This window comes from Bradyrhizobium sp. NAS96.2, from assembly GCF_001908235.1.
Taxonomy (GTDB): Bacteria; Pseudomonadota; Alphaproteobacteria; order Rhizobiales; family Xanthobacteraceae; genus Bradyrhizobium.
Window position 1 is genome coordinate 108,790 of sequence record NZ_LGHK01000043.1, and the last position, 18,879, is coordinate 127,668.

An 18,879-nucleotide genomic window follows, 5' to 3' on the forward strand; every position below is an offset into this window, starting at 1 on the left:
GCGCCATGTGGTGAATAGCGGTTTCCATAATCGATAATAACGGAGGGAATGGACATGGATCTGGGACTCAAGGGAGCAAAGGTTCTCGTCACCGGCAGCACCAAGGGCATCGGCAGGGCCATCGCCGACACGTTCGCCGCCGAAGGCGCCAATGTCGGCATTTGCGCGCGCAACCAGGCGGATGTCGAGAGCGCTGTTGCCGCGATCAAGGCCAAGGGCGTTGGGGCGTTCGGCGGCGCGGTCGACGTTTCGAACGGACCGGTGTTGAAGGCCTGGGTTGCCGACATGGCATCCAAGCTCGGCGGCATCGATGTCGTGGTTGCCAATGTCAGCGCGCTGTCGATCGGACAGGACGAGGAGAGCTGGGAGAAGGAATTCTCCACCGACATGATGGGAACGGTGCGGCTCGTCAACGCGGCGATGCCGTATCTCGAGAAGAGCAAGGCGGCAGCGATCGTCACCATCTCCAGCGTTTCGGGCCGCGAGGTCGATTTTGCCAGCGGTCCTTACGGGACGTTCAAGGCCGCGATCATCCACTACACGCAGGGGCTTGCCTACCAGCTCGCCGCCAAGGGCATCCGGGCCAATTCGGTGTCGCCGGGCAATACCTATTTCGAGGGCGGCGTCTGGAACATGATCAAGGACGGCAATCCCGAACTGTACAAGTCCGCGCTGGCGCTCAACCCGACCGGCCGCATGGGCACGCCGCAGGAGATGGCGAACGCCGCCGTATTTCTCGCGAGCAGGGCGGCGAGCTTCATCACGGGGACCAACCTCGTCGTGGACGGAGCGTTGACGCGCGGCGTCCAGTTCTAGGCGCAGCACGCCGTCAGCACAGTGACGAGACCGCCGCCCGGAGCGGCGGTCCGGGAAGGCATTTTCCGAAAACAGCAGGGCGTCAGATGTCAGCGGATCCATTGCACTACAAGTCGATCACAGAGATCTCCGGGCTCATCCGCCGCGGCGAGGTGAAGTCTTCGGAGATCACGGAGGCGATCCTCGGCCGAATCGCCAAACTGGATGGGCAGTTTCACGGCTACGCGCACGTCCTTTCGGAGCGCGCCATGGCGCAGGCGAAACAGCACGATGCGGAGATCGCCAGGGGCATCTGGCGCGGCCCGCTGCACGGCGTTCCGATCGGACTGAAGGACCTCTGCTACACGACGTTTGCGCCGACCACGGGCGGCACCACGATCCATGCCAAGTTCGTGCCGTCCTTCAACGCCACGATCGTGGACCGGCTCGAGCTTGCCGGCGCGGTGACGCTCGGCAAGCTCAAGATGACGGAGGGCGCCTACACCAGCCACCATCCGGCCGTCGAGGCCCCGCTCAATCCGTGGAACGTGAACTATTGGGTCGGCTCGTCATCGAGCGGATCGGGCGTCGCGACATCGGCCGGCCTCTGCTACGGCTCGATCGGCAGCGACACCGGCGGCTCGATCAGGTTTCCATCGGCGACCTGCGGCTTGACCGGCATCAAGCCGACCTGGGGCCGCGTCAGCCGGCACGGCATCTTCCCGCTGGCGGACTCGCTCGATCACGTCGGGCCGATGTGCCGCAGCGCTGCCGACGCCGCGGCGATGCTCGGCGTCATCGCTGGTGCCGATGCCGATGATCCGACCGCGTTGCGGGCGCCGGTGCCGAACTATCTGGCCGGGGCAGGCGAGGGCATCAGGGGACTGCGGATCGGCGTTGATCGCAGGTACACCCAGGAGGGTATCGACCGCCAGGTCGTGACCGCCCTGGTGCAAGGCGAGCGCACGCTCGCCGATCTCGGTGCCGACATCCGCGAAGTGCATGTCCCGCCGTACCAGAAGCTCGTCAGCCAGTGGATCGCGATGTGCTCGGTGGAGACGGCGGAGGCGCATCTCGACACTTACCCGTCGCGGAAGTCGGAATACGGGCCGGACCTCGCGCAGCTGATCGAGCAGGGCAGGGCGATGAGCGGCGTCGACATTGCCGCGATCCATCATGAGCGGCTGAAGTTCAGCGGCAGCCTTGCCGCGATGTTCGAGGATATCGATCTGCTCTTGATTCCCACGATGCCGGTGCCGATCCCAACGCTCACCAAGATGAGCGAGTACGGCGCCGACCCCAATGTGCTCTTGAGCATCCTGCGCTTCACCGCGGTGTTCGACTTCTCAGGCAGCCCGACCATCACGCTGCCGATGGGGATGGCCTCGGACCAGATGCCGCTCAGCATGCAGCTGGTTGGTCCGCATCTTTCCGAGGACGTGCTGGTCCGCGCTGGCGCCGCGTTCCAGTCGGTGACGGACTGGCATACGCGGCGGCCTCCTGTCGAATGAGGTCACTGTGGACCGGTCAGTCCTTGCCGGCAAGCCTGACCGCGATCGCGCGATAGCCGCGCATCCACATGTGGTCGAGATCGAGGTCCATCGGCAGCGGCTGCGAGGACACGCGCGCGATCACGGTCTCGTTGGCCGGATCGATGTAGATCCACTGGCCGTGAATGCCGACGGCCGCGAACGGCGTTTCGCCGCGGTCGAGCGTGTACCACTTGTTGCGGTAATTGCCGTTCGGAAACACCTTGGTCAGGTCGCCGCGCGACCAGGCCTCGGCGTTGCCGTTCTGCCTGATGTCGTCGACCCACCAGCCCGGCACCACCTGGCGTCCGTTGCTGATGCCGTGATTGCGCATCATCTCGCCAAAGCGGGCGAGGTCGCGCACCGTCGCGCAGATGCCGCCGGCGACGCGCGCTGCGCCGCGGGAATCGACCGTGATGTAGGCGTCGTGCTCGGCGCCCATCGGCTGCCACAGATATTGCGAGAGGATCTTCGCATAGGACATGCCGCAGGCGCGCTCATAGACCCAGCCGAGCACGTCGGTGTTGGTCGAGACGTAGTGGAAGGTCTCGCCATGCGGCGCGCCGTTTGGCCGCAGCGTGCGCAGATAGTCGCGCAGATTGCTTGGCGGAATCGCGGGATCCGGCGGCTCCCAGCCGGTCGAGCGGCGGTAGTTCATGATGTCGCCGTCGCGCGCCATGTAGTCTTCGTCGAAGCGGATGCCGACGCTCATGTCGAGCAGGTGGCGCACCGTGCAGCTGCCGCCATAGACCGATCCCTCCATCTCCGGGATATAGCGCGTCACCGGCGCGTCCGGGTCGAGCTTGCCGTGATCGGCGAGGATGCCGCCAAGCGTTCCGGCGACCGACTTGCTGACGGAGAAGATGAGGTGCGGGGTGTCCGGTGTAAGGCCGTGGGCATACCATTCGAACACGACCTGTCCGCGGTGCGACACCACGATGCCGTCGGTGTGGCTGGCGCGCAGCGCCTGGCCGACGCCGACCGTTTCGCCGCGCGGATCGGCGAAGCTGACGTCGTCGAGATAGCGCGGCGCAAAGGACAGCGGCGCCGGCGCCGCGGCGCGTGCGATGTTCGCGGTCGGCAGCAGCTCGCGGACATTGCGGAATGCCCACTCGTTATAGGGATGCTGACGCCAGTTGGCGAGGGTGACTTGTTCGTCGGCCGCCGACGGGAAGGCGGCCATGATGCGACGCGAATTCATTCTTGATCCAATGATGACATGGGGAGGTGCGAAAGTTCCGCATGGGTCGCGCCGTCCGCAATCAACCGGATGGTGGAGGGGGGTCTGAGGTTACTCCGGCGTAACCGTTTCCAGGATGTGCGCTTGGCCCGCAAATTGCTTGACTACGCCCTGCGTCTGCCCCAGCGTGCCGGGCATGCGACGCGCAGACGTTCGCCATCGGGAAACATCGGGAGGTAGGTCATGATCGCGCTTCTGGGCCGACCGGATCCGGCAACCACGCAGGCCATTCAGTTCGCGCGCGGGATTCTCGAGGGGTCCGCGACCGCGTTCTACGAGGTCGACGGCAATCTGACCCTCAACCGCTTTGTGCTCTCCAGCAACGTCCCGCCGAGTTTCCACGACCAGTATCTTGCCGGCATGAACCGGCTCGATCCGCTGCATCCTCGCTCCGCGAGCAACCGGTCGATTGCCCGGCTGAGCACAGCGCTCGCCCAATGCGCGTCCCAGGAGGCGGCGACCTACCGCGCCTTCGCCGGCCAATGCGGCGTCGCCGACATGATCGAGTTCTTCTTCCGCCGCAACGACCGGATCGTCGCCGGCATGAGCGTGCTCTGGGCGCCGGGCTGCGCGATCCCCGAAAGCAGCATGCATATTGCCGAGAAGATCCACGACTATCTCGAGTTCAACCTGACCAGCCGCCTGTCCTCGAACCCCGACGAGCCGGCGCGCTACGGCCTGACCTCGCGCGAGATGGAGGTGGTCGAGCTGTTGTGCTGCGGCCGGACCAACCGCGAGATCGGCGAATGCCTGAACATCGGTCTCGCGACGGTGAAGACGCACCTGATCCACATCTTCGAGAAGCTCGGCGTCGAGACGCGGTCGGCGGTGGTAGCGATGATGTCGCGGCCGCATTGAAGCGTCGGTTGTAGATTGCGAGTCCGCGGCTCGTTCCTCCTGTCGTCCCGGCGAAGGCCGGGACCCATACTCCGCAGCGGATATTGTGAGCGGGATTCGTCGTTCCACCCATCGCAACAATGACCATCTGTGGTTATGGGTCCCGGCCTTCGCCGGGACGACATCGAATTTTGGCGCAGGGTCTGTAGGCCATACATCCAAATTCTTGCGGCGTGATCTGCTTGATCCACCGTTAGGTGGATTGCTCCCTGCCGCACCGCCAACCGAAGGTTCCCCGAGGACCGGTGTCGTATTCGACAATGTTGGCGAGCGGCTGCCGCTCGCAACATCAGAGGAAGCGGCATGCGTGATTTCATGGCCATCGGCCGCTCGGTGGTCGACCGCGACCTCAATGCGGTCTCGCTGATCAACTCGCTGTTCTATCCGTTCGGCAGCGGCATCTATGCGCCGAAATCGGGCATCCTGCTGCACAATCGCGGCTGGAGCTTTCGCGCCAGGCCCGGGCACCTCAATTCGCTCGGACCGCGCAAGCGGCCGATGCACACTATTATCCCGGGCCTCGTCCGCAAGGACGGCAGGACCGTGATGTCGTTCGGGGTGATGGGCGGGCACTACCAGGCCGCGGGCCATGCCAATCTGATCTCGAACATCCTCGATTTGAAGATGGACATCCAGGCGGCGGCCGAGGCACCGCGCTCCTTTGCCTTCGACGGCGCGTTGTCGCTGGAGACGACGATTTCTCCCGATATCCGCGACGAGCTGCGCGCCCGCGGTCACGAGGCCCGCTTCTCCGAGGAGCCGATCGGCGGCTGCCAGGCGATCCGCATCGACCACGCCAGGGGCGTTCTGTTCGGCGCCTCCGACCACCGCAAGGACGGCCTGGCGCTGGGGTTCTAAGCTGCTGCCGCTTAGCCGTGTTGCGGGAGGCGGCGGAGCATCCACCGGACGGTGGATTGTTCCAATTGCCGACATGCCGAACGTTTGGCGTCACGCTGGTGTCGTGCGCGGTGCGGCCGCTGTGCATCGCACAGTGATCGCTTCAGGCCTTCCCAATCGAGAAGTTGATCCGCATGAACAGGACATTCGCCGACACGGTCTTCCGCAACGGCCGGATCTACACGTCGAACCGAGGGCAGCCCTGGGTGGCATGCGCGGCGGTCAAGGCCGGCCGGTTCATCGCCGTCGGCGAGGAGCGCGACGTCGCGTCGCTGATCGGCGAGGGGACTGCAACCGTCGATCTGGGCGGGCGGATGGCGATGCCGGGGATCGTCGACATCCACAATCACATCATGATGGGCGGTCAGGCCGATCTCTACGAGCTTCGTTTTTCCAACGCCGACAGCATTCCAAGGATCGCCGAGACCCTGCACAAGGCCGCATCGGCGGCAGCGCCCGGCGCCTGGATCGTCGGCGGGCAGTTCGGTAACAATCTGCTGAACGAGATGAACACTGCGCAGTCCCGCGCGCTGCTCGACGCAGCATGCCTCGGCCACCCCGTCGTGCTGCGCGACGACACCTATCATAATCGCTGGGCGAGCTCGGCGGCGCTGCGGCTCGCCGGCGTGCAGGCCGATACCCCTGATCCGACCGACGGCGAGATCGGCCGCGATCTCAAGACCGGGACTCTGACCGGGATCATGATCGAGGCCGCCTCGGGTTTGGTGGAGCGGGCGCTCGCCGCCTCCGGTCACTACACGGCCGAGATGGACCGCGCGGCGGTGGCGCGCTCGATCTCGGTGCTGAATACCTATGGCGTCACGGCATTCATCGATGCTGCCAGCATGCAGCCGATCATGGCGGCGCTGAAGGGGCTCGACGACCGCGGCGAGCTCACCGCCTGGGCGGTCTGCGCGATGCCAGTGGTCGAGCCCGGCTTCATGTTCGGCAAGGCCGGCGAGGAGTTGTTTGCGTTGCGCGAGCAGTATCGCGGCGCCCATGTGAAGCCGGACTATGTGAAGGTGTTCCTCGACGGCGTGCCCGGCGCCAAGACCGCGGCCTTCCACGAGCCGTATGTCGCCGATCCCGTGCGCGGCTGTTGCTTCCGCGGCGCGACCATGCTGACCGTGCCGGACCTGATCCGCTGGCTCGGGCGTTGCGAGAAGCTCGGCCTGGCGGCGAAGATCCATTGCGCGGGAGATGCCGCGGTGACGCAGGCGCTCGATGCCATCGATGTCGTGCGCAGCTTCAACGGCCCGACCCATCTGATTCATCAGATCGCCCATGCGAGCTACATCGCGCCCGATGACATCAAGCGCTTCGCCGAACTCGGCGTCGCCGCCGACCTGTCGCCGATCATCTGGTATCCGACCATCTTCTTGGAGGCGCACAAGGCCGCGATGGGCGAGGAGCGCGCGCAGCGCTTCTGGCCGAACAAGGACCTCAAAGAGGCGGGCGCGCTGATGGCCGGCGGCTCGGACTGGCCGGTGATCCCGATCCCCGATCCCTGGCAGGGCATCGAGGGCATGGTGACGCGGCAAAATCCGACCGGTGATTTTCCCGGCAAGTCGCTGTGGGCCGAGCAGGCGCTCGATCTTGCGACCGTGATCGACATCTACACCATCGACGCCGCACGCGCGGCTGGCCTCGGCCAGTCGATCGGCTCGATCGAGGTCGGCAAATCGGCCGATCTGATCGTGCTCGACCAGATGATCTTCGACATCCCGCCGGATCAGCTCGCCGATACGCGGGTCGAGATGACCTTCTTCGAGGGCCGCAAGGTCTACCAGCGGGGCACGTGATGGCAGCAGCGGACCAGATCCCGGTCACGGTGCTGACCGGCTTCCTCGGCAGCGGCAAGACCACGGTGCTGAACCACCTGCTGCGCCAGAAGGAGCTCAATGGCGTCGTCGCCATCATCAACGAGTTCGGCGAGGTGGCGCTGGATCACCTGCTCGTCGAGAGCAGCGAGGATCGTCTGGCGCTGCTCGACAATGGCTGCATCTGCTGCTCGGTGCGCGAGGATCTGATCGAGACGCTGGCCGATCTCGCCGCTCGCCGCGCCGCCGGAACGATCCCGCCGTTCCACCGCGTGCTGGTCGAGACCACCGGGCTCGCCGATCCCGTGCCGGTGCTGCACACGCTGATGACGGCGCCCGATATCCTCGGTCGCTACCGCATCGATGGCGTGGTCGCGACCGTCGATGCCGTGAACGGCGTGCGTACCCTCGAGGCGCATGACGAAGCCGTCAGGCAGGTCGCGGTCGCCGACCGGCTGCTCGTGACCAAGACTGACTTGGCTGCCGATGACGCGCTGGCGCGGCTCGATGCACAGCTGGCAGCGATCAATCCGGTGGCGACGCGCTCGCATGTGCGGAACGGGATGGTCGATCCGGCCAAGGTCCTCGATGCCGGTCTGTTCGATCCGGTGGCGCGGTCCGCTGATGTCGTGCGCTGGTTCGATCTGGCATCGCAGGCCGCGAACGCGCCCCATCATCACAGCGATCACCACTGCGATGGCGCAGATTGCGGTCATCACAGCCATCACACGCACGATGCAGGCGTATCCTCCTACAGCCTGATTATCGACGAGCCGATCCAGCGCGACGCATTTGCGCGGTGGCTCGATTATGTCGCGGCGCTGAGGGGCGAAGACCTGCTGCGCTTCAAGGCGATTGTGCATGTCGCCGAGCAGCCCGATACGCCCATCGTGGTGCACGGCGTGCAGCACGTGTTTCACCCGCCGATCGCGCTTGCGAGCTGGCCGTCGGCGGATCGCCGCTCGCGGCTCGTCTTCATCGTGCGCGGCATCCCGCGCCAGATCATCGAGAACACCTTGTGCAAATTTGCCGCGGTGGGCCGCGCGGCGATTCAGCGATCCGCGGCCTAGGCGGGATCTAGTTCAGACAATTGTTTCAGGGAGAGGGACATGACTGAGAATTCGAAGACCGGCCCGTCGTCCGGCCGGCTCGACCGGCGCACGCTGCTGAAGGCGGCTGGTGCCACCGGTCTCGCATCGGCGATGAACGTGCCGTTGGTCAATGTCGCGCGGGCCGCCGGCAACACCATCAAGATCGGCTGGGTCGGGTGCCTCTCCGGCGTCCGCGCGCCGTTTGCCGAACCCGACACCTGGATTCACGAACGCATCAGGGCCCGCCTCAAGGATGGCCTCAAGATCGGCGGCAAGACCTGGCGGGTCGAGTTTGTCTTCAAGGACAATCAATCCGATCCGAACCGCTCGTCGGTGGTTGCGAGCGAGCTGGTGCTGCGGGAGAAATGCGACCTGATCCTGATCGAGGACGGCGACGCGCAGGCGCCGGTGCAGGAGCTCGCCGACGCCCGCGGCATTCCTTCGATCTCGACCATGGTGCCGTGGCAGGGCTGGATGTTTCCGCGCAAGTCGACGCCCGACAAGGGCTTCCCCTACAGCTATCACTTCTTCTGGGGCGCCGATGATGTCGTGAAGAACTTCCTCGGCATGTGGCAGTCGGTCGAGACCAACAAGAAGGTCGGCACGCTCTATATCGACAATCCCGCTGGCCAGGCGTTCTCCGACCCGAAGGTCGGTCTGCCCGGCGGCATTACAAAGGCGGGCTATCAGGAATTCTCTGCCGGAAAATTCCAGATTGCGACCGACGATTTCACCAATCAGGTGTCGTCGTTCAAGAACAACGGCGTCGACATCGTCTCCGGCTTCACCTACGGCAATCACTGGGTGACGCTGTGGAACCAGGCGGCCCAGGCTGGCTTCAAGCCGCAGATCTGCACCGTCGCGGCGGCGTTCCTGTTTCCAAGTGCGGTGAACGCGCTCGGCGATCGTGGCGACGGCATGTCCACCGAAGTGTGGTGGACGCCGGCCTATCCGTTCAAGTCGTCGTTGACCGGACAGACCGCCGCCGAGCTCGCCGCGGAATGGGAGAAGACGACGGGCAAGCAATGGACTCAGCCGATCGGTTACGCCCATGCCTTGTGGGAAGTTGCGCTCGCAGCATTGCAGAACAGCGATCCAAAGGACAAGAACTCGCTGCGCGATGCCATCGCGGGTCTCGACATGGAGACGGTGGTCGGGCCGGTGAAATTCAAGGGAACGCCGATCAAGAACGTCGCGGTGACCTCGCTGTCCGGCGGGCAATGGCGCAAGAGCAAGGGCGGCAAGTCGAACTACGAGCTCCTGATCGTGCACAACGGCACCGCGCCGTTCATCCCGAAGCAGGCCGATCTCCAGCTGCTCTCCAAGCTGGCCTGAGATGGCACCGCTTCTGCGCGTCAGCGGGCTCTCCAAGCGCTTCGGCGAGATCGTGGTCGCCGACAACGTCAGCTTCGAGCTGGCGCGCGGCGAATGCCTCGGCGTGATCGGCCCGAACGGCGCCGGCAAGAGCTCGCTGCTCAACCTGATCGTCGGCCTGCTTACCGCCGACGCCGGGTCGATCATGCTCGACGACAAGGAGATCACGGGACTGCCGCCGCACCGCCGGGCGCGGATGGGGCTCGGACGCGCGTTCCAGATCCCGCAGCCGTTTCCGCATCTGTCGGTCTATGAGAACGCGCTGGTCGCGGCGTCCTACGGCGCGGGCCTGTACGGCGAGGCGGCATCGACCTGGACCATGGAGGTGTTGCAGCGGACCGGGCTCGACGCCAAGGCGGACAAGCTTGCGGGCGCCTTGCCGCTGATCGACCGCAAGCGGTTGGAATTCGCCAAGGCGCTGGCCTCAAAGCCGAAGCTGATCCTGCTCGACGAGATCGCCGCTGGCCTCACCGAGCCTGAGGTCGAGCGGCTGGTTGCCATCATCAAGGGCGTGAAGGCCGATCACGCCATGATCTGGATCGAGCACATTCCGCACGCGCTGCGTGCGGTGTCGGATCGTATCCTGGTGCTCGATTTCGGTCGCAAGGTGCTGGAAGGGCCGCCGGCTGACGTCATGGACAGCGCCGTGGTGCGCGAGATCTATATGGGATTGAAGGCCGATGGCGTTGCTTGATGTGAACGGCCTGCAGATCTTCTACGGCGATCTCCAGGCGGTGTTCGACATGAATTTCACCGTCGCCGACGGCGAGGCGGTGGCGCTGGTCGGTGCCAACGGCGCGGGCAAGTCGACGTTCCTGAAGGCGCTGGTCGGGCTCAACGAGGAGCGGCGCGGGGCGGTGCTTTTCGACGGCATCGACATCTCGCAGATGCCGGCCGAACAGGTGTCGCGGCTCGGGCTCATCATGGTGCCCGAGGGCCGGCTGCTGTTCGACTCGCTGACCATCGAGGAAAACCTACTGATGGGCAGCGTCAACCGGCGCAACGGCAGCTGGACGCTGCGGCGGGTGTTCGACCTGTTCCCGATCCTGGAAGAGCGGCGGCGGATGTTTCCCGGCCAGCTCTCCGGCGGCCAGCAGCAGATGGCGGCGATCGGCCGCGCGCTGATGTCGAACCCGCGGCTGCTGCTGTGCGACGAGATTTCGCTCGGGCTCGCGCCCGTCGTGGTCGAGCAGATCTATCGCTCGTTTGCCGACATTCGCCGCGAGGGCACCGCCGTCGTGCTGGTCGAGCAGGACGTCAAGCGCGCGCTCGCGACCTCCGAGCGAATTTATTGCCTGTTGAAGGGGCGGGTGTCGCTGACCGGTCCGGCGCAAGGGTTGCAGCCGGAGCAGCTGACGCACGCCTATTTCGGAAACTAGCCAGGATTGGCAACGAACATGATCTGGGTTGAGACATTGATCAACGGGGCCCTGCTGGGCGGGCTCTACGCGCTGCTCGGCATCGGGCTCGCGCTGGTGTTCGGCGTGATGCGCGTCGTCAACATCGCGCATGGCGAGTTCATGGTGCTGAGCGCGTTCTGCGCCGTGCTGCTTTCCAATCTGTTTCCGCAGGTGCCGCCGCTGCTGATGCTGATCCCGGTGATCGCTTTGTCCTTTGCGGTCGGATGGCTCTACCAGGCGGTCATCGTCAACCGGGTCGTGACGTCGCCCGATCCGCTGTCGCCGCTGCTGCTGACCTTCGGCGTCTCGGTGATCCTGCGCAATGTCATGGTCGAGATCTTCGGCGCCGACGTGCGCAGCCTGCAGGTCGGCGAGCTCTCCCGCGCCAGCCTCGAAATCGCCGGCCTCAACATCGGGATCATGCCGCTGCTGACCTTGGTGCTCGCCGCATTGCTGTTCATGGCGCTGCAGCTCGTGCTGCGCCACACCGAGTTCGGCCGGATCGTGCGCGCCACCGCCGACCGCCGCGACATCGTCCGGCTGTCCGGGGTCAAGCCGGACCGGGTCTATAACTACGTGATGGGCCTGTCGCTCGCGCTCGGCGCGATCGGCGGCGTGCTGCTCGCGGTACGCTCGAGCTTCACGCCATTCTCGGGCGCCGAGCGGCTGCTGATCGCCTTCGAGGTCGTGGTGCTCGGCGGGCTCGGCTCGTTCTGGGGCGCGCTGCTCGGTGGCATCGCGCTCGGCATGGCGCAATTGATCGGGCTGAAGATCGACCCGAATGCCGGGCTGCTCTATGCGCATCTGTTGTTCTTCATCATGCTGCTGATCCGCCCGTCGGGTCTCGTGTCGAGCAGGGTGTGACGCCGATGCCGACGCGGACAGTTCTCCTGGCCTCTACCATCGTGTTCGTCGCGCTCATTGCTAGTGCGCCCTTCGTGCTGAACGAGGGTTTTCTGCGGCTCGCGACCGAATGCCTGCTGCTGCTGACGATGGCGCAGATGTGGAACCTGCTGGCGGGCTATGCCGGACTGGTCTCGCTCGGCCACCAGGTGTTCATCGCCTTCGGCGCCTATGCGCTGTTCCTGACCTCGGGCTGGCTCGAGGTCACCCCGATCTGGGTGCTGCCGGTGGCGCCGCTGGTCGCCGGCGCCGTCGCCGCGATCATCGCGTTTCCGCTGTTCCGGCTGCGCGACGCCTATTTCTCGATCGCGATGTGGGTGTTTGCCGAGATCATCGGCGCGTTCACGATGAAATCGCAGGAGGTCGGCGGCACCTCGGGCATGCCGCTGGCGACCAGCAAGCTGATCGATTTCGACTGGTTCGAGCCGACGATGTTCTGGCTCGCCGGCGGCCTGACACTCGTCACCATCGCTGCGCTTTACAAGGTGATGACCTCCAGCTTCGGGCTCGGGCTGATGAGCGTGCGCGACAACGATCTTGCCGCGATGAGCGTCGGCGTCGACGTCCGCCATAACCGCTTCATCGCCTTCGTGCTGTCGGCGGCGGGATGCGGGCTGGCCGGTGCGCTCAGCTTCATGGGCAATCTGTTCATCGCGCCGCTCGCGGCCTTCGACGTCAACTGGTCGGTCTACATGATGTTCATCGTGATCATCGGCGGCATCGGCACGCTGGAAGGCCCGATCCTCGGCGTCATCATCTTCTTCGGCCTGCGCGAATTGATGACCGGACCGCTCGGCCTGTCCGGCGGCTGGTATCTGGTCGGGCTCGGCATCATCGCCGTCGTCGTGATGATCGTGGCGCCGCGCGGCATCTGGCCGGCTTTGCGCGATCGCCTTGGCGTGCGGCTGCTCGATGTCCACCACGCCGCGCCGCGTCCGGCCACCGCGACCATCCTGCCGGGCGCGTCGGAACGGGTTACCGGATGAAGCGGGCCTTCACGCCGTCACCATTGCTTGTATTCTGACCGTTCTGGCTTTGAGTGGAGGGCGTGATGGCTCTGATATTTCGGGGATGCGGATGGGCAGTGGCGGGCCTGGTTGCGGCGACATTGACGGCGCCGACGGCCGCGCAAGCCGAGCGCAGGATGTGGCCGCAAGCAGCCGCAACGCACCCGATGGACGGACTGACCACCGACGAGATCCGTTCGGTCTCTGAAATCCTCCGTGGCGCCGGCAAGCTCGACGATGCCGCGCGGGTCGTCTCCATGACGGTCGAGGAGGATCCCAAGGACGAGGTGCGGGCGTGGAAGCCCGGACAGCCATTCGCGCGCCGCGCCATCGCGACGTTGCTGAGCGGCGGCCACCTCTACGAAGCGCATATCGATCTCGCCGCGCGCAGCTTGGTCGGCTGGGACGAGGTCAGCGATCATGAAGCCGCGCTGACCATCGACGAGCTGATGTCCGCCGGCGACCTGCCGAAGCAGGACCCGCGCTGGATCGCCGCGATGGCCAAGCGCGGCATCACCGATTTCCGCAACGTCATGTGCCTGCCGCTCACGGTCGGGCCAGTGAGCGACCCGGCCCTGAAGGGCCGCCGCCTGCTCAACGTACCCTGCGTCGACACCACCGGCGCTGGCAACAATCTCTGGGGCAAGCCGATCGAGAACCTGGTGGCGCAGGTCGATCTCAAGAGCAAATCGGTGCTGTCAGTGACTGATCTCGGCGTGATGCCGCCACCGCCGCAGACGCCCTCGCACGCCTATGCCGACTCCGGAAAATATCGCAAGCCGCCGAAGCCGATCGAGATCACCGCGCCAGAGGGCAGCAATGTGAAGGTGGAGGGCGGCCAGGTTCGTTGGGACAATTGGTCGTTCCATGTCCGCCTCGAGCCGCGCGTCGGCGCGGTGCTGTCGCTGATCCGCTACGACGACCATGGCACATTCCGCGATATCGCCTATCAGATCTCCGCGAGCGAGATGTTCGTGCCCTATATGGACCCGGCGCCGACCTGGTCGTTCCGCGCCTATATGGATATCGGCGAATACGGCTTTGGCGTGCTCTCCAGCGAATTGCAGCGTGGCATCGACTGTCCTGAAGGCGCGCATTTCCTCGACCTGACGATCTCGGACACCAAGGGCAATCCGGTCGTCTCCAAGGGCGCGGTCTGCATTTTCGAGCGCCCGACCGGCGATCCGATCTGGCGCCACAGCGAGCTGATCAACAACACCGCCGAAGTGCGCCCGAACAACGAGCTGGTGGTGCGGATGGCCCCGGTGGTCGGCAATTACGACTACCTCGTGGACTACGTGTTCGACCGCGCCGGCAATATCGATGTCCGGCTCGGCGCCTACGGCATCGACGCGACCAAGGGCGTGGCGAGCAAGACGCTCAGCGACCCCACCGCCGCGCAGGATACGGCCTATGGCACGCTGGTCGACGAGCGGCTGCTGGCGGTCAATCACGATCACTACATGACCTTCCGGATCGACATGGACGTCGACGGCACCTCGAACCGGCTGGTTGAGGATCGCTTCAGCGTCCGGCGGCTGGAGCAGGGCCAGCGCAAGAGCCTGTGGCAGGTCGACACCAAGCCGGTCGCGACCGAAGGGCCGGTCACGACGCCGCTGAGCGCCGCGCAGTTCAGGATCGAGAGTGCAGGCAAGACCAACAAGCAGGGCTATCGGACGAGCTATCAGATCATGCCCGGCCATTCCGACGTCTCGCTGCTCGCCAAGGATGATCCGATCCAGTTACGCGCAGGCTTCAGCGCCTACACGCTGTGGAGCTCGGCCTACGCCAGGGATGAGCGCTACGCCGCGGGCATGTACCCGAATGAAAACCCCGACGTCGACGGCCTGCCGAAATGGACCGCGGCGAAGCGCCCGATCGAGGATCGCGACCTCGTGCTGTGGTACACGGTCGGCTTCCGCCACGTGCCGCGGGCCGAGGATTGGCCCGTGATGCCCGGCCTCTGGCATGGCTTCCGGCTGCGTCCATTCAACTTCTTCGATCGCAATCCCGCGCTCGACGTGCCGCCGATGGTGAACGCCAGGGAGAGCAAGTGAGGGGTCGCGTGCATCGCCTGGGCGCGATGGCCGGCGCGCTGCTGGCGCTGTCGGCCGCGCAGCCAGCCGCGCGCAGTGCTGCGGCGGAAAGCGGCGCTGACGACGCGTCCTTGCTCTATCTGAGCAGCGGTGAATGGGAACGCCAGCCTGCGCCGCGCAAGGTCGCGCTCGCCGCTGACTTCATGCGGATCTTCTGCACCGATCAGCGAATGTCAGCGGCATCGCTGGCCGATTGCCTCGACCGCGACAAGGCGGATGGCGCGCCGTTCGAGCGCGCCATGGCCTGCGTCAGTGCGCTGTCAGCCGGCCGCTGAGAGGCCGGCGTCGATCCCTTCGGCGATCGCCTTCACATCCAGTGAGGTGAGGATGAGGGGCGGGGACAGGATGAGGTTGTTCCCGGAGACGCGCAGCATCACGCCGGCCTCGTAGGCGACATCTGCGACCTTCGCCATCGTCTTCTTGTCCGCGGGCTTCTTGCTGTCGCGATCGGCGACCAGCTCGAGCGCGGCCATCAGGCCCTTGCCCCTGACGTCGCCGACCAGCGGATGCTTGGCCTTGAGCGCGGCCAGCGCCTGCGCAAGGTCCTTGCCGCGCGCGGCGGCGTTCTCGTCAAGCTTGAGGCGGCGGGTCTCGGCGAGCGCCGCAATGCCCGCGGCGCAGCCGACCGGATGGCCGGAATAGGTGTAGCCATGGCCGATCGAGCCGAACGTCGTGGTGTCGGCCTCGAAGGCTTCGGCGACTTGCTCGCCGATCAGCGTCACGCCGAGCGGGAAATAGCCCGAGGTGATCGCCTTGGCCATCGTCATCATGTCCGGCTTCACGCCCCATAGCCGCGAGCCGGACCACGCGCCGGTGCGTCCGAAACCGGTGACGACCTCGTCCGCGATCATCAGGATCCCGTGATGGTCGCAGATCTCGCGCGCCAGTTTCATGAAATTGTCCGGCGGCACGATCACGCCGCCGGCCCCCAGCACCGGCTCCATGATGAAGGCCGCGATGGTGTCACCGCCCTGGAACGCGATCTCCTCTTCCATCGCCGCCGCGCAGAGCTGCGCGAGTTTTGCGGGATCGGTCTCGTTGAAGGGGTTGCGATAGGTCGACGGCGCCGGGATATGGAACACGCCCGGCAGCATCGGCTCATAGTTGCGGCGGAAGTTGGCGTTGCCGTTGACGGAGGCGCCGCCGAAATGGGTGCCGTGATAGCCCTTCTTCAGCGCCAGGAATTTGGTCCGGTCGGCCTGGCCCTTGATCTTCCAGTACTGCCGCGCCAGCCGCAGCGCGGTCTCGACCGAGTCCGATCCACCTGACGTGAAGAAGGCGCGAACCATGCCCTCCGGCTTGAACCATTCGGTGAGCTCGTAGGCGAGCTCGATCGAGGGGCCGGATGAGGTGCCGCGGAACCCCGAATAATACGGCAGCGCACTGAGCTGGTCTGCGATCGCCTGCTTGATCGGATCACAGCTGTAGCCGAGATTGACGTTCCACAGGCCGCCGACCGCATCGATCACGGTCTTGCCGTCGATGTCGGTGACGTGGACGCCTTCGCCCTTCATCACGATCCGCGGCGGCTGCGCCCGCATCTCGGCGGGATGGGCCATCGGGTGCCAGATCGGCTTGGCGTTGTTCTCAACCAGGAAGTTTCTGTCGCGCATGATCGTTCTCTGTCCGGCTAGGGCCTTTTTCGTCCCGATGGAGCGGAGGCTCCAGATTCTCATTTTGACGCGCTTTCTTCACGCGAACCGGTATCCACTTCGCTCGAAAACGCTTTACTCGAATTGCAGCCCGAAATGCCGCAGCGCCTCGCTGTAGGACGCGGCGGGGCTGCGCACGTCAAACAGCACCGTGCGCATATTGCACGCGGCGGCGCCCGTGATGTTGCGGCGCTGGTCGTCGACGAACACGCAATTGTCTGCCTCCAGCGCCAGTTCGTCCAGCACGCTTTGATAGGCGCGCGGGTCAGGTTTCAGGATCCCGGTATGGGTCGCATCGACGATGGTATCGAAGCGCTTGAGGATGGACAGGCGGGTGCGGAAATCCGCACCATAGAACAGGTCGAGCTCGTTCGAGAGGATGGCGAGCCGGAACCCGGCATCGGCGGCGAGGGTGATCGCGCGCGCCGCCTCGGGGCGGATCACGGTTTCGGGATTGGCGCCGCGCGCCCGTTTCACGAAGGTTTCCATGTCGTGCCAGTCTTCGCCGACCATGCGCCCGACCTCGCGGCTGCGGGTCAGCCAGTAGTCGCGTTCGGAAATCTCGCCGCGCTGCATCGCCGCCCAGAGCGGATCGCTGTCGGGCGCGAACGGTCCGAGCCATTTCAGCGTGCGCGGCGCGAGCCCGAGCGCGCGCTCGGTCAGATCATGGGTCTCGAACAGGGTCTTCGAGATTACGCCGCCGAAGTCGAGCACCAGCGCCTTTGCGAGCGGCCGCGTCATGCGGCCACCGTCGCGCGCCCGGGGCGGATGATGCCGGCGGCGACCCATCGGTCGAAGATGCCGAGCACCGTTTCGTTGAATGCTGCGCTGTTGATGTGGTCTCTGATCTCGTGCAGCTCGACCGGCGGCTGCACCGCCGACCGCATCTCATCGACAAAGGCGGCGAGCGCGCCGGGATCGTGCAGGACTTCACCCTCGCGGTCCCATTGCTGGATGCCGCCGGCGGGCAGCACGAAGGCAACCGGTGCACTGGCGCCGGACAGCTTCCCGGCAATTGCGCGCGCGATCCGCTGGCGATCGGCGGCCCCTGACGTCGCCGACGCAAGCAGCCGGTTATGCGCGTGGAACGGACGATCCGACAGCTCCTGTGGAACGCCAAGCCACGCCGGGAAGTCGACCATGTCGATCGCGCCGGGCGCGACGATCTGTGGAATGCCGGCTCGGCCTGCATTCTCCAGCCGGTCAGCACCGGAATTGACCACCGAGCCGGTCAGCTGATTGGCGACTTCCTGCAGGCTGAGATCGAGCACGGCGGCGAAACCGCCTTGCGCGGCGATCGACTCCATCGCGCGACCGCCCATGCCGGTGGTGTGAAAGACGACCACCTCGTAGCCGCGCCGCTCCAGCTGCGGCTTCAGCTCCACCATGTAGCGCAGGCAGCTCTTGCCAAGCGAGGTGATCGCAACCACCGGCCGGTCCTTGCGCGGCTTGATTGCGCTCCGTGCCGCGCCGACGATCGCGCCGCAGGCCTGCGACAGCACGACGGTGCAGGTGCCGTTGAGGCCGTAGAGGCCGCCGGCCCACAGGATCATCATCAGGTCGGCCGCGACGCGCTCGGGCGGGATCAGATGCGAGAAGGCGACGGTCGAGACGATCAGCTTCGGCAGGCCGAGCGGCAGCGCCTGCGCGACGTCGAGCGCAAGGTCGGTGCCCATCGTGCCGCCGATCGCGATCACGCCGTCGATCGCATCGCGGGCTGCGAGATCGCGCGCCAGATTGGCGGCGCCGATCGCCATCAATGACATCGCGGAATTCTCGTCGCCGCTCGATGCAATCGCCGCGATCGTGGTTTGCGCGGCGGCCGCGACCGCATGCTTGTCGTGCGCCGCCTGGTACGGCGGATCGCCGAGCACGCTGATGTCCATCATGATGGTGCGACCGCCGGCACGCGCGATGCACTCGCTCATGAACAGCAGTTCGTCGGCCTTGGTGTCTCCCGTTCCGATCAGGAGAATGCGGGGCTGCGTAATCTCAGGCATGACCTTGTCAGTGCTCGCCGGCAGGCGTGAATGATCGTGGGCGACTGGTTTGCACCGAGCGTGCGGAGCGTTCGGCCATCGTGCGATCACGCTATGGGGATGGTCGCCGAGGCGACATCCACCTATCGGTTGATTGCTGCCAAAGCCTTGATTTGGCGAGGATTGCACGATGCCAGCG

General features: G+C 65.6%; 16 protein-coding genes and 1 pseudogene. 13 read left to right on the forward strand and 4 right to left on the reverse strand.

The window, feature by feature from the left end:
* Positions 1-54 precede the first annotated feature (54 nt).
* Positions 55-816, forward strand: coding sequence for an SDR family NAD(P)-dependent oxidoreductase (locus tag AC628_RS12120; RefSeq protein ID WP_074127065.1), 762 nt, complete (start codon positions 55-57; stop codon positions 814-816).
* Positions 817-902: 86 nt separating this feature from the next.
* A complete protein-coding gene (locus tag AC628_RS12125; protein ID WP_074127036.1) occupies positions 903-2,306 on the forward strand; it encodes an amidase in 1,404 nt (467 codons plus the stop codon).
* Positions 2,307-2,322: 16 nt separating this feature from the next.
* Here the strand turns inward: AC628_RS12125 and AC628_RS12130 are convergent, their stop codons facing one another.
* The gene (locus AC628_RS12130) at positions 2,323-3,525 is read right to left on the reverse strand and encodes a serine hydrolase domain-containing protein (RefSeq protein WP_074127037.1); all 1,203 of its coding nucleotides are present in this window, start codon (positions 3,523-3,525) and stop codon (positions 2,323-2,325) included.
* 222 nt (positions 3,526-3,747) lie between these two features.
* Between AC628_RS12130 and AC628_RS12135 the strand changes: the two genes are divergently transcribed.
* The 11 genes and pseudogenes from AC628_RS12135 to AC628_RS12185 all read left to right on the forward strand — a co-directional run bounded on the left by AC628_RS12135 (position 3,748) and on the right by AC628_RS12185 (position 15,324).
* Entirely contained in the window at positions 3,748-4,422 is a 675-nt protein-coding gene (locus AC628_RS12135) for a helix-turn-helix transcriptional regulator (protein WP_074127038.1), read from the forward strand.
* 369 nt (positions 4,423-4,791) lie between these two features.
* A pseudogene (locus AC628_RS12140) lies at positions 4,792-5,319 on the forward strand (gamma-glutamyltransferase); the annotation flags it as partial.
* A gap of 173 nt (positions 5,320-5,492) precedes the next feature.
* Positions 5,493-7,160: an amidohydrolase gene (locus tag AC628_RS12145; RefSeq protein ID WP_074127039.1), complete on the forward strand. Its 1,668-nt coding sequence runs from the start codon at positions 5,493-5,495 to the stop codon at positions 7,158-7,160.
* Entirely contained in the window at positions 7,160-8,248 is a 1,089-nt protein-coding gene (locus AC628_RS12150) for a CobW family GTP-binding protein (protein WP_074127040.1), read from the forward strand. Before AC628_RS12145 ends, AC628_RS12150 begins: the two co-directional genes overlap by 1 nt.
* Before the next feature lie 39 nt (positions 8,249-8,287).
* Positions 8,288-9,604, forward strand: a complete 1,317-nt coding sequence (locus tag AC628_RS12155) for an ABC transporter substrate-binding protein (RefSeq protein WP_074127041.1) — start codon at positions 8,288-8,290, stop codon at positions 9,602-9,604.
* Position 9,605: 1 nt separating this feature from the next.
* Complete coding sequence (locus AC628_RS12160; protein WP_074127042.1) at positions 9,606-10,337, forward strand: ABC transporter ATP-binding protein; 732 nt, start codon at positions 9,606-9,608, stop codon at positions 10,335-10,337.
* Positions 10,324-11,022: an ABC transporter ATP-binding protein gene (locus AC628_RS12165; protein WP_074127043.1), complete on the forward strand. Its 699-nt coding sequence runs from the start codon at positions 10,324-10,326 to the stop codon at positions 11,020-11,022. The genes AC628_RS12160 and AC628_RS12165 overlap by 14 nt, the downstream gene beginning before the upstream one ends.
* 18 nt (positions 11,023-11,040) lie before the next feature.
* Positions 11,041-11,907: a branched-chain amino acid ABC transporter permease gene (locus tag AC628_RS12170; RefSeq protein ID WP_074127044.1), complete on the forward strand. Its 867-nt coding sequence runs from the start codon at positions 11,041-11,043 to the stop codon at positions 11,905-11,907.
* A 5-nt stretch (positions 11,908-11,912) separates the two neighbouring features.
* Positions 11,913-12,932 (forward strand): branched-chain amino acid ABC transporter permease, encoded by a 1,020-nt coding sequence (locus tag AC628_RS12175; RefSeq protein ID WP_074127066.1) that lies wholly within the window; start codon positions 11,913-11,915, stop codon positions 12,930-12,932.
* 65 nt (positions 12,933-12,997) lie between these two features.
* The gene (locus AC628_RS12180) at positions 12,998-15,010 is read left to right on the forward strand and encodes a copper amine oxidase (RefSeq protein ID WP_074127067.1); all 2,013 of its coding nucleotides are present in this window, start codon (positions 12,998-13,000) and stop codon (positions 15,008-15,010) included.
* A gap of 8 nt (positions 15,011-15,018) precedes the next feature.
* A complete protein-coding gene (locus tag AC628_RS12185) occupies positions 15,019-15,324 on the forward strand; it encodes a hypothetical protein (RefSeq protein ID WP_143201559.1) in 306 nt (101 codons plus the stop codon).
* On the opposite strand, the gene AC628_RS12190 is transcribed toward AC628_RS12185, so the two are convergent.
* From AC628_RS12190 to AC628_RS12200, 3 genes are all read right to left on the reverse strand, one after another.
* The gene (locus AC628_RS12190) at positions 15,310-16,662 is read right to left on the reverse strand and encodes an aminotransferase class III-fold pyridoxal phosphate-dependent enzyme (RefSeq protein WP_074127046.1); all 1,353 of its coding nucleotides are present in this window, start codon (positions 16,660-16,662) and stop codon (positions 15,310-15,312) included. The two genes, AC628_RS12185 and AC628_RS12190, sit on opposite strands and share 15 nt — an antisense overlap.
* A gap of 114 nt (positions 16,663-16,776) precedes the next feature.
* A complete protein-coding gene (locus AC628_RS12195; RefSeq protein ID WP_074127068.1) occupies positions 16,777-17,442 on the reverse strand; it encodes an HAD family hydrolase in 666 nt (221 codons plus the stop codon).
* Positions 17,439-18,701 carry a Tm-1-like ATP-binding domain-containing protein gene (locus AC628_RS12200; RefSeq protein ID WP_074127047.1) on the reverse strand — a complete coding sequence of 421 codons (1,263 nt, stop codon included), beginning with the start codon at positions 18,699-18,701 and terminating at the stop codon, positions 17,439-17,441. The genes AC628_RS12195 and AC628_RS12200 overlap by 4 nt, the downstream gene beginning before the upstream one ends.
* Positions 18,702-18,879 lie beyond the last annotated feature (178 nt).

What these genes read in the sequence shown, in the direction of transcription:
- AC628_RS12120 (WP_074127065.1), top strand. Translation starts at nt 55, where the DNA reads ATGGATCTGGGACTCAAGGGAGCAAAGGTTCTCGTCACCGGCAGCACC.
- AC628_RS12125 (WP_074127036.1), top strand. Translation starts at nt 903, where the DNA reads ATGTCAGCGGATCCATTGCACTACAAGTCGATCACAGAGATCTCCGGG.
- AC628_RS12130 (WP_074127037.1), bottom strand. Translation starts at nt 3,525, where the DNA reads ATGAATTCGCGTCGCATCATGGCCGCCTTCCCGTCGGCGGCCGACGAA.
- AC628_RS12135 (WP_074127038.1), top strand. Translation starts at nt 3,748, where the DNA reads ATGATCGCGCTTCTGGGCCGACCGGATCCGGCAACCACGCAGGCCATT.
- AC628_RS12145 (WP_074127039.1), top strand. Translation starts at nt 5,493, where the DNA reads ATGAACAGGACATTCGCCGACACGGTCTTCCGCAACGGCCGGATCTAC.
- AC628_RS12150 (WP_074127040.1), top strand. Translation starts at nt 7,160, where the DNA reads ATGGCAGCAGCGGACCAGATCCCGGTCACGGTGCTGACCGGCTTCCTC.
- AC628_RS12155 (WP_074127041.1), top strand. Translation starts at nt 8,288, where the DNA reads ATGACTGAGAATTCGAAGACCGGCCCGTCGTCCGGCCGGCTCGACCGG.
- AC628_RS12160 (WP_074127042.1), top strand. Translation starts at nt 9,606, where the DNA reads ATGGCACCGCTTCTGCGCGTCAGCGGGCTCTCCAAGCGCTTCGGCGAG.
- AC628_RS12165 (WP_074127043.1), top strand. Translation starts at nt 10,324, where the DNA reads ATGGCGTTGCTTGATGTGAACGGCCTGCAGATCTTCTACGGCGATCTC.
- AC628_RS12170 (WP_074127044.1), top strand. Translation starts at nt 11,041, where the DNA reads ATGATCTGGGTTGAGACATTGATCAACGGGGCCCTGCTGGGCGGGCTC.
- AC628_RS12175 (WP_074127066.1), top strand. Translation starts at nt 11,913, where the DNA reads ATGCCGACGCGGACAGTTCTCCTGGCCTCTACCATCGTGTTCGTCGCG.
- AC628_RS12180 (WP_074127067.1), top strand. Translation starts at nt 12,998, where the DNA reads ATGGCTCTGATATTTCGGGGATGCGGATGGGCAGTGGCGGGCCTGGTT.
- AC628_RS12190 (WP_074127046.1), bottom strand. Translation starts at nt 16,662, where the DNA reads ATGCGCGACAGAAACTTCCTGGTTGAGAACAACGCCAAGCCGATCTGG.
- AC628_RS12195 (WP_074127068.1), bottom strand. Translation starts at nt 17,442, where the DNA reads ATGACGCGGCCGCTCGCAAAGGCGCTGGTGCTCGACTTCGGCGGCGTA.
- AC628_RS12200 (WP_074127047.1), bottom strand. Translation starts at nt 18,701, where the DNA reads ATGCCTGAGATTACGCAGCCCCGCATTCTCCTGATCGGAACGGGAGAC.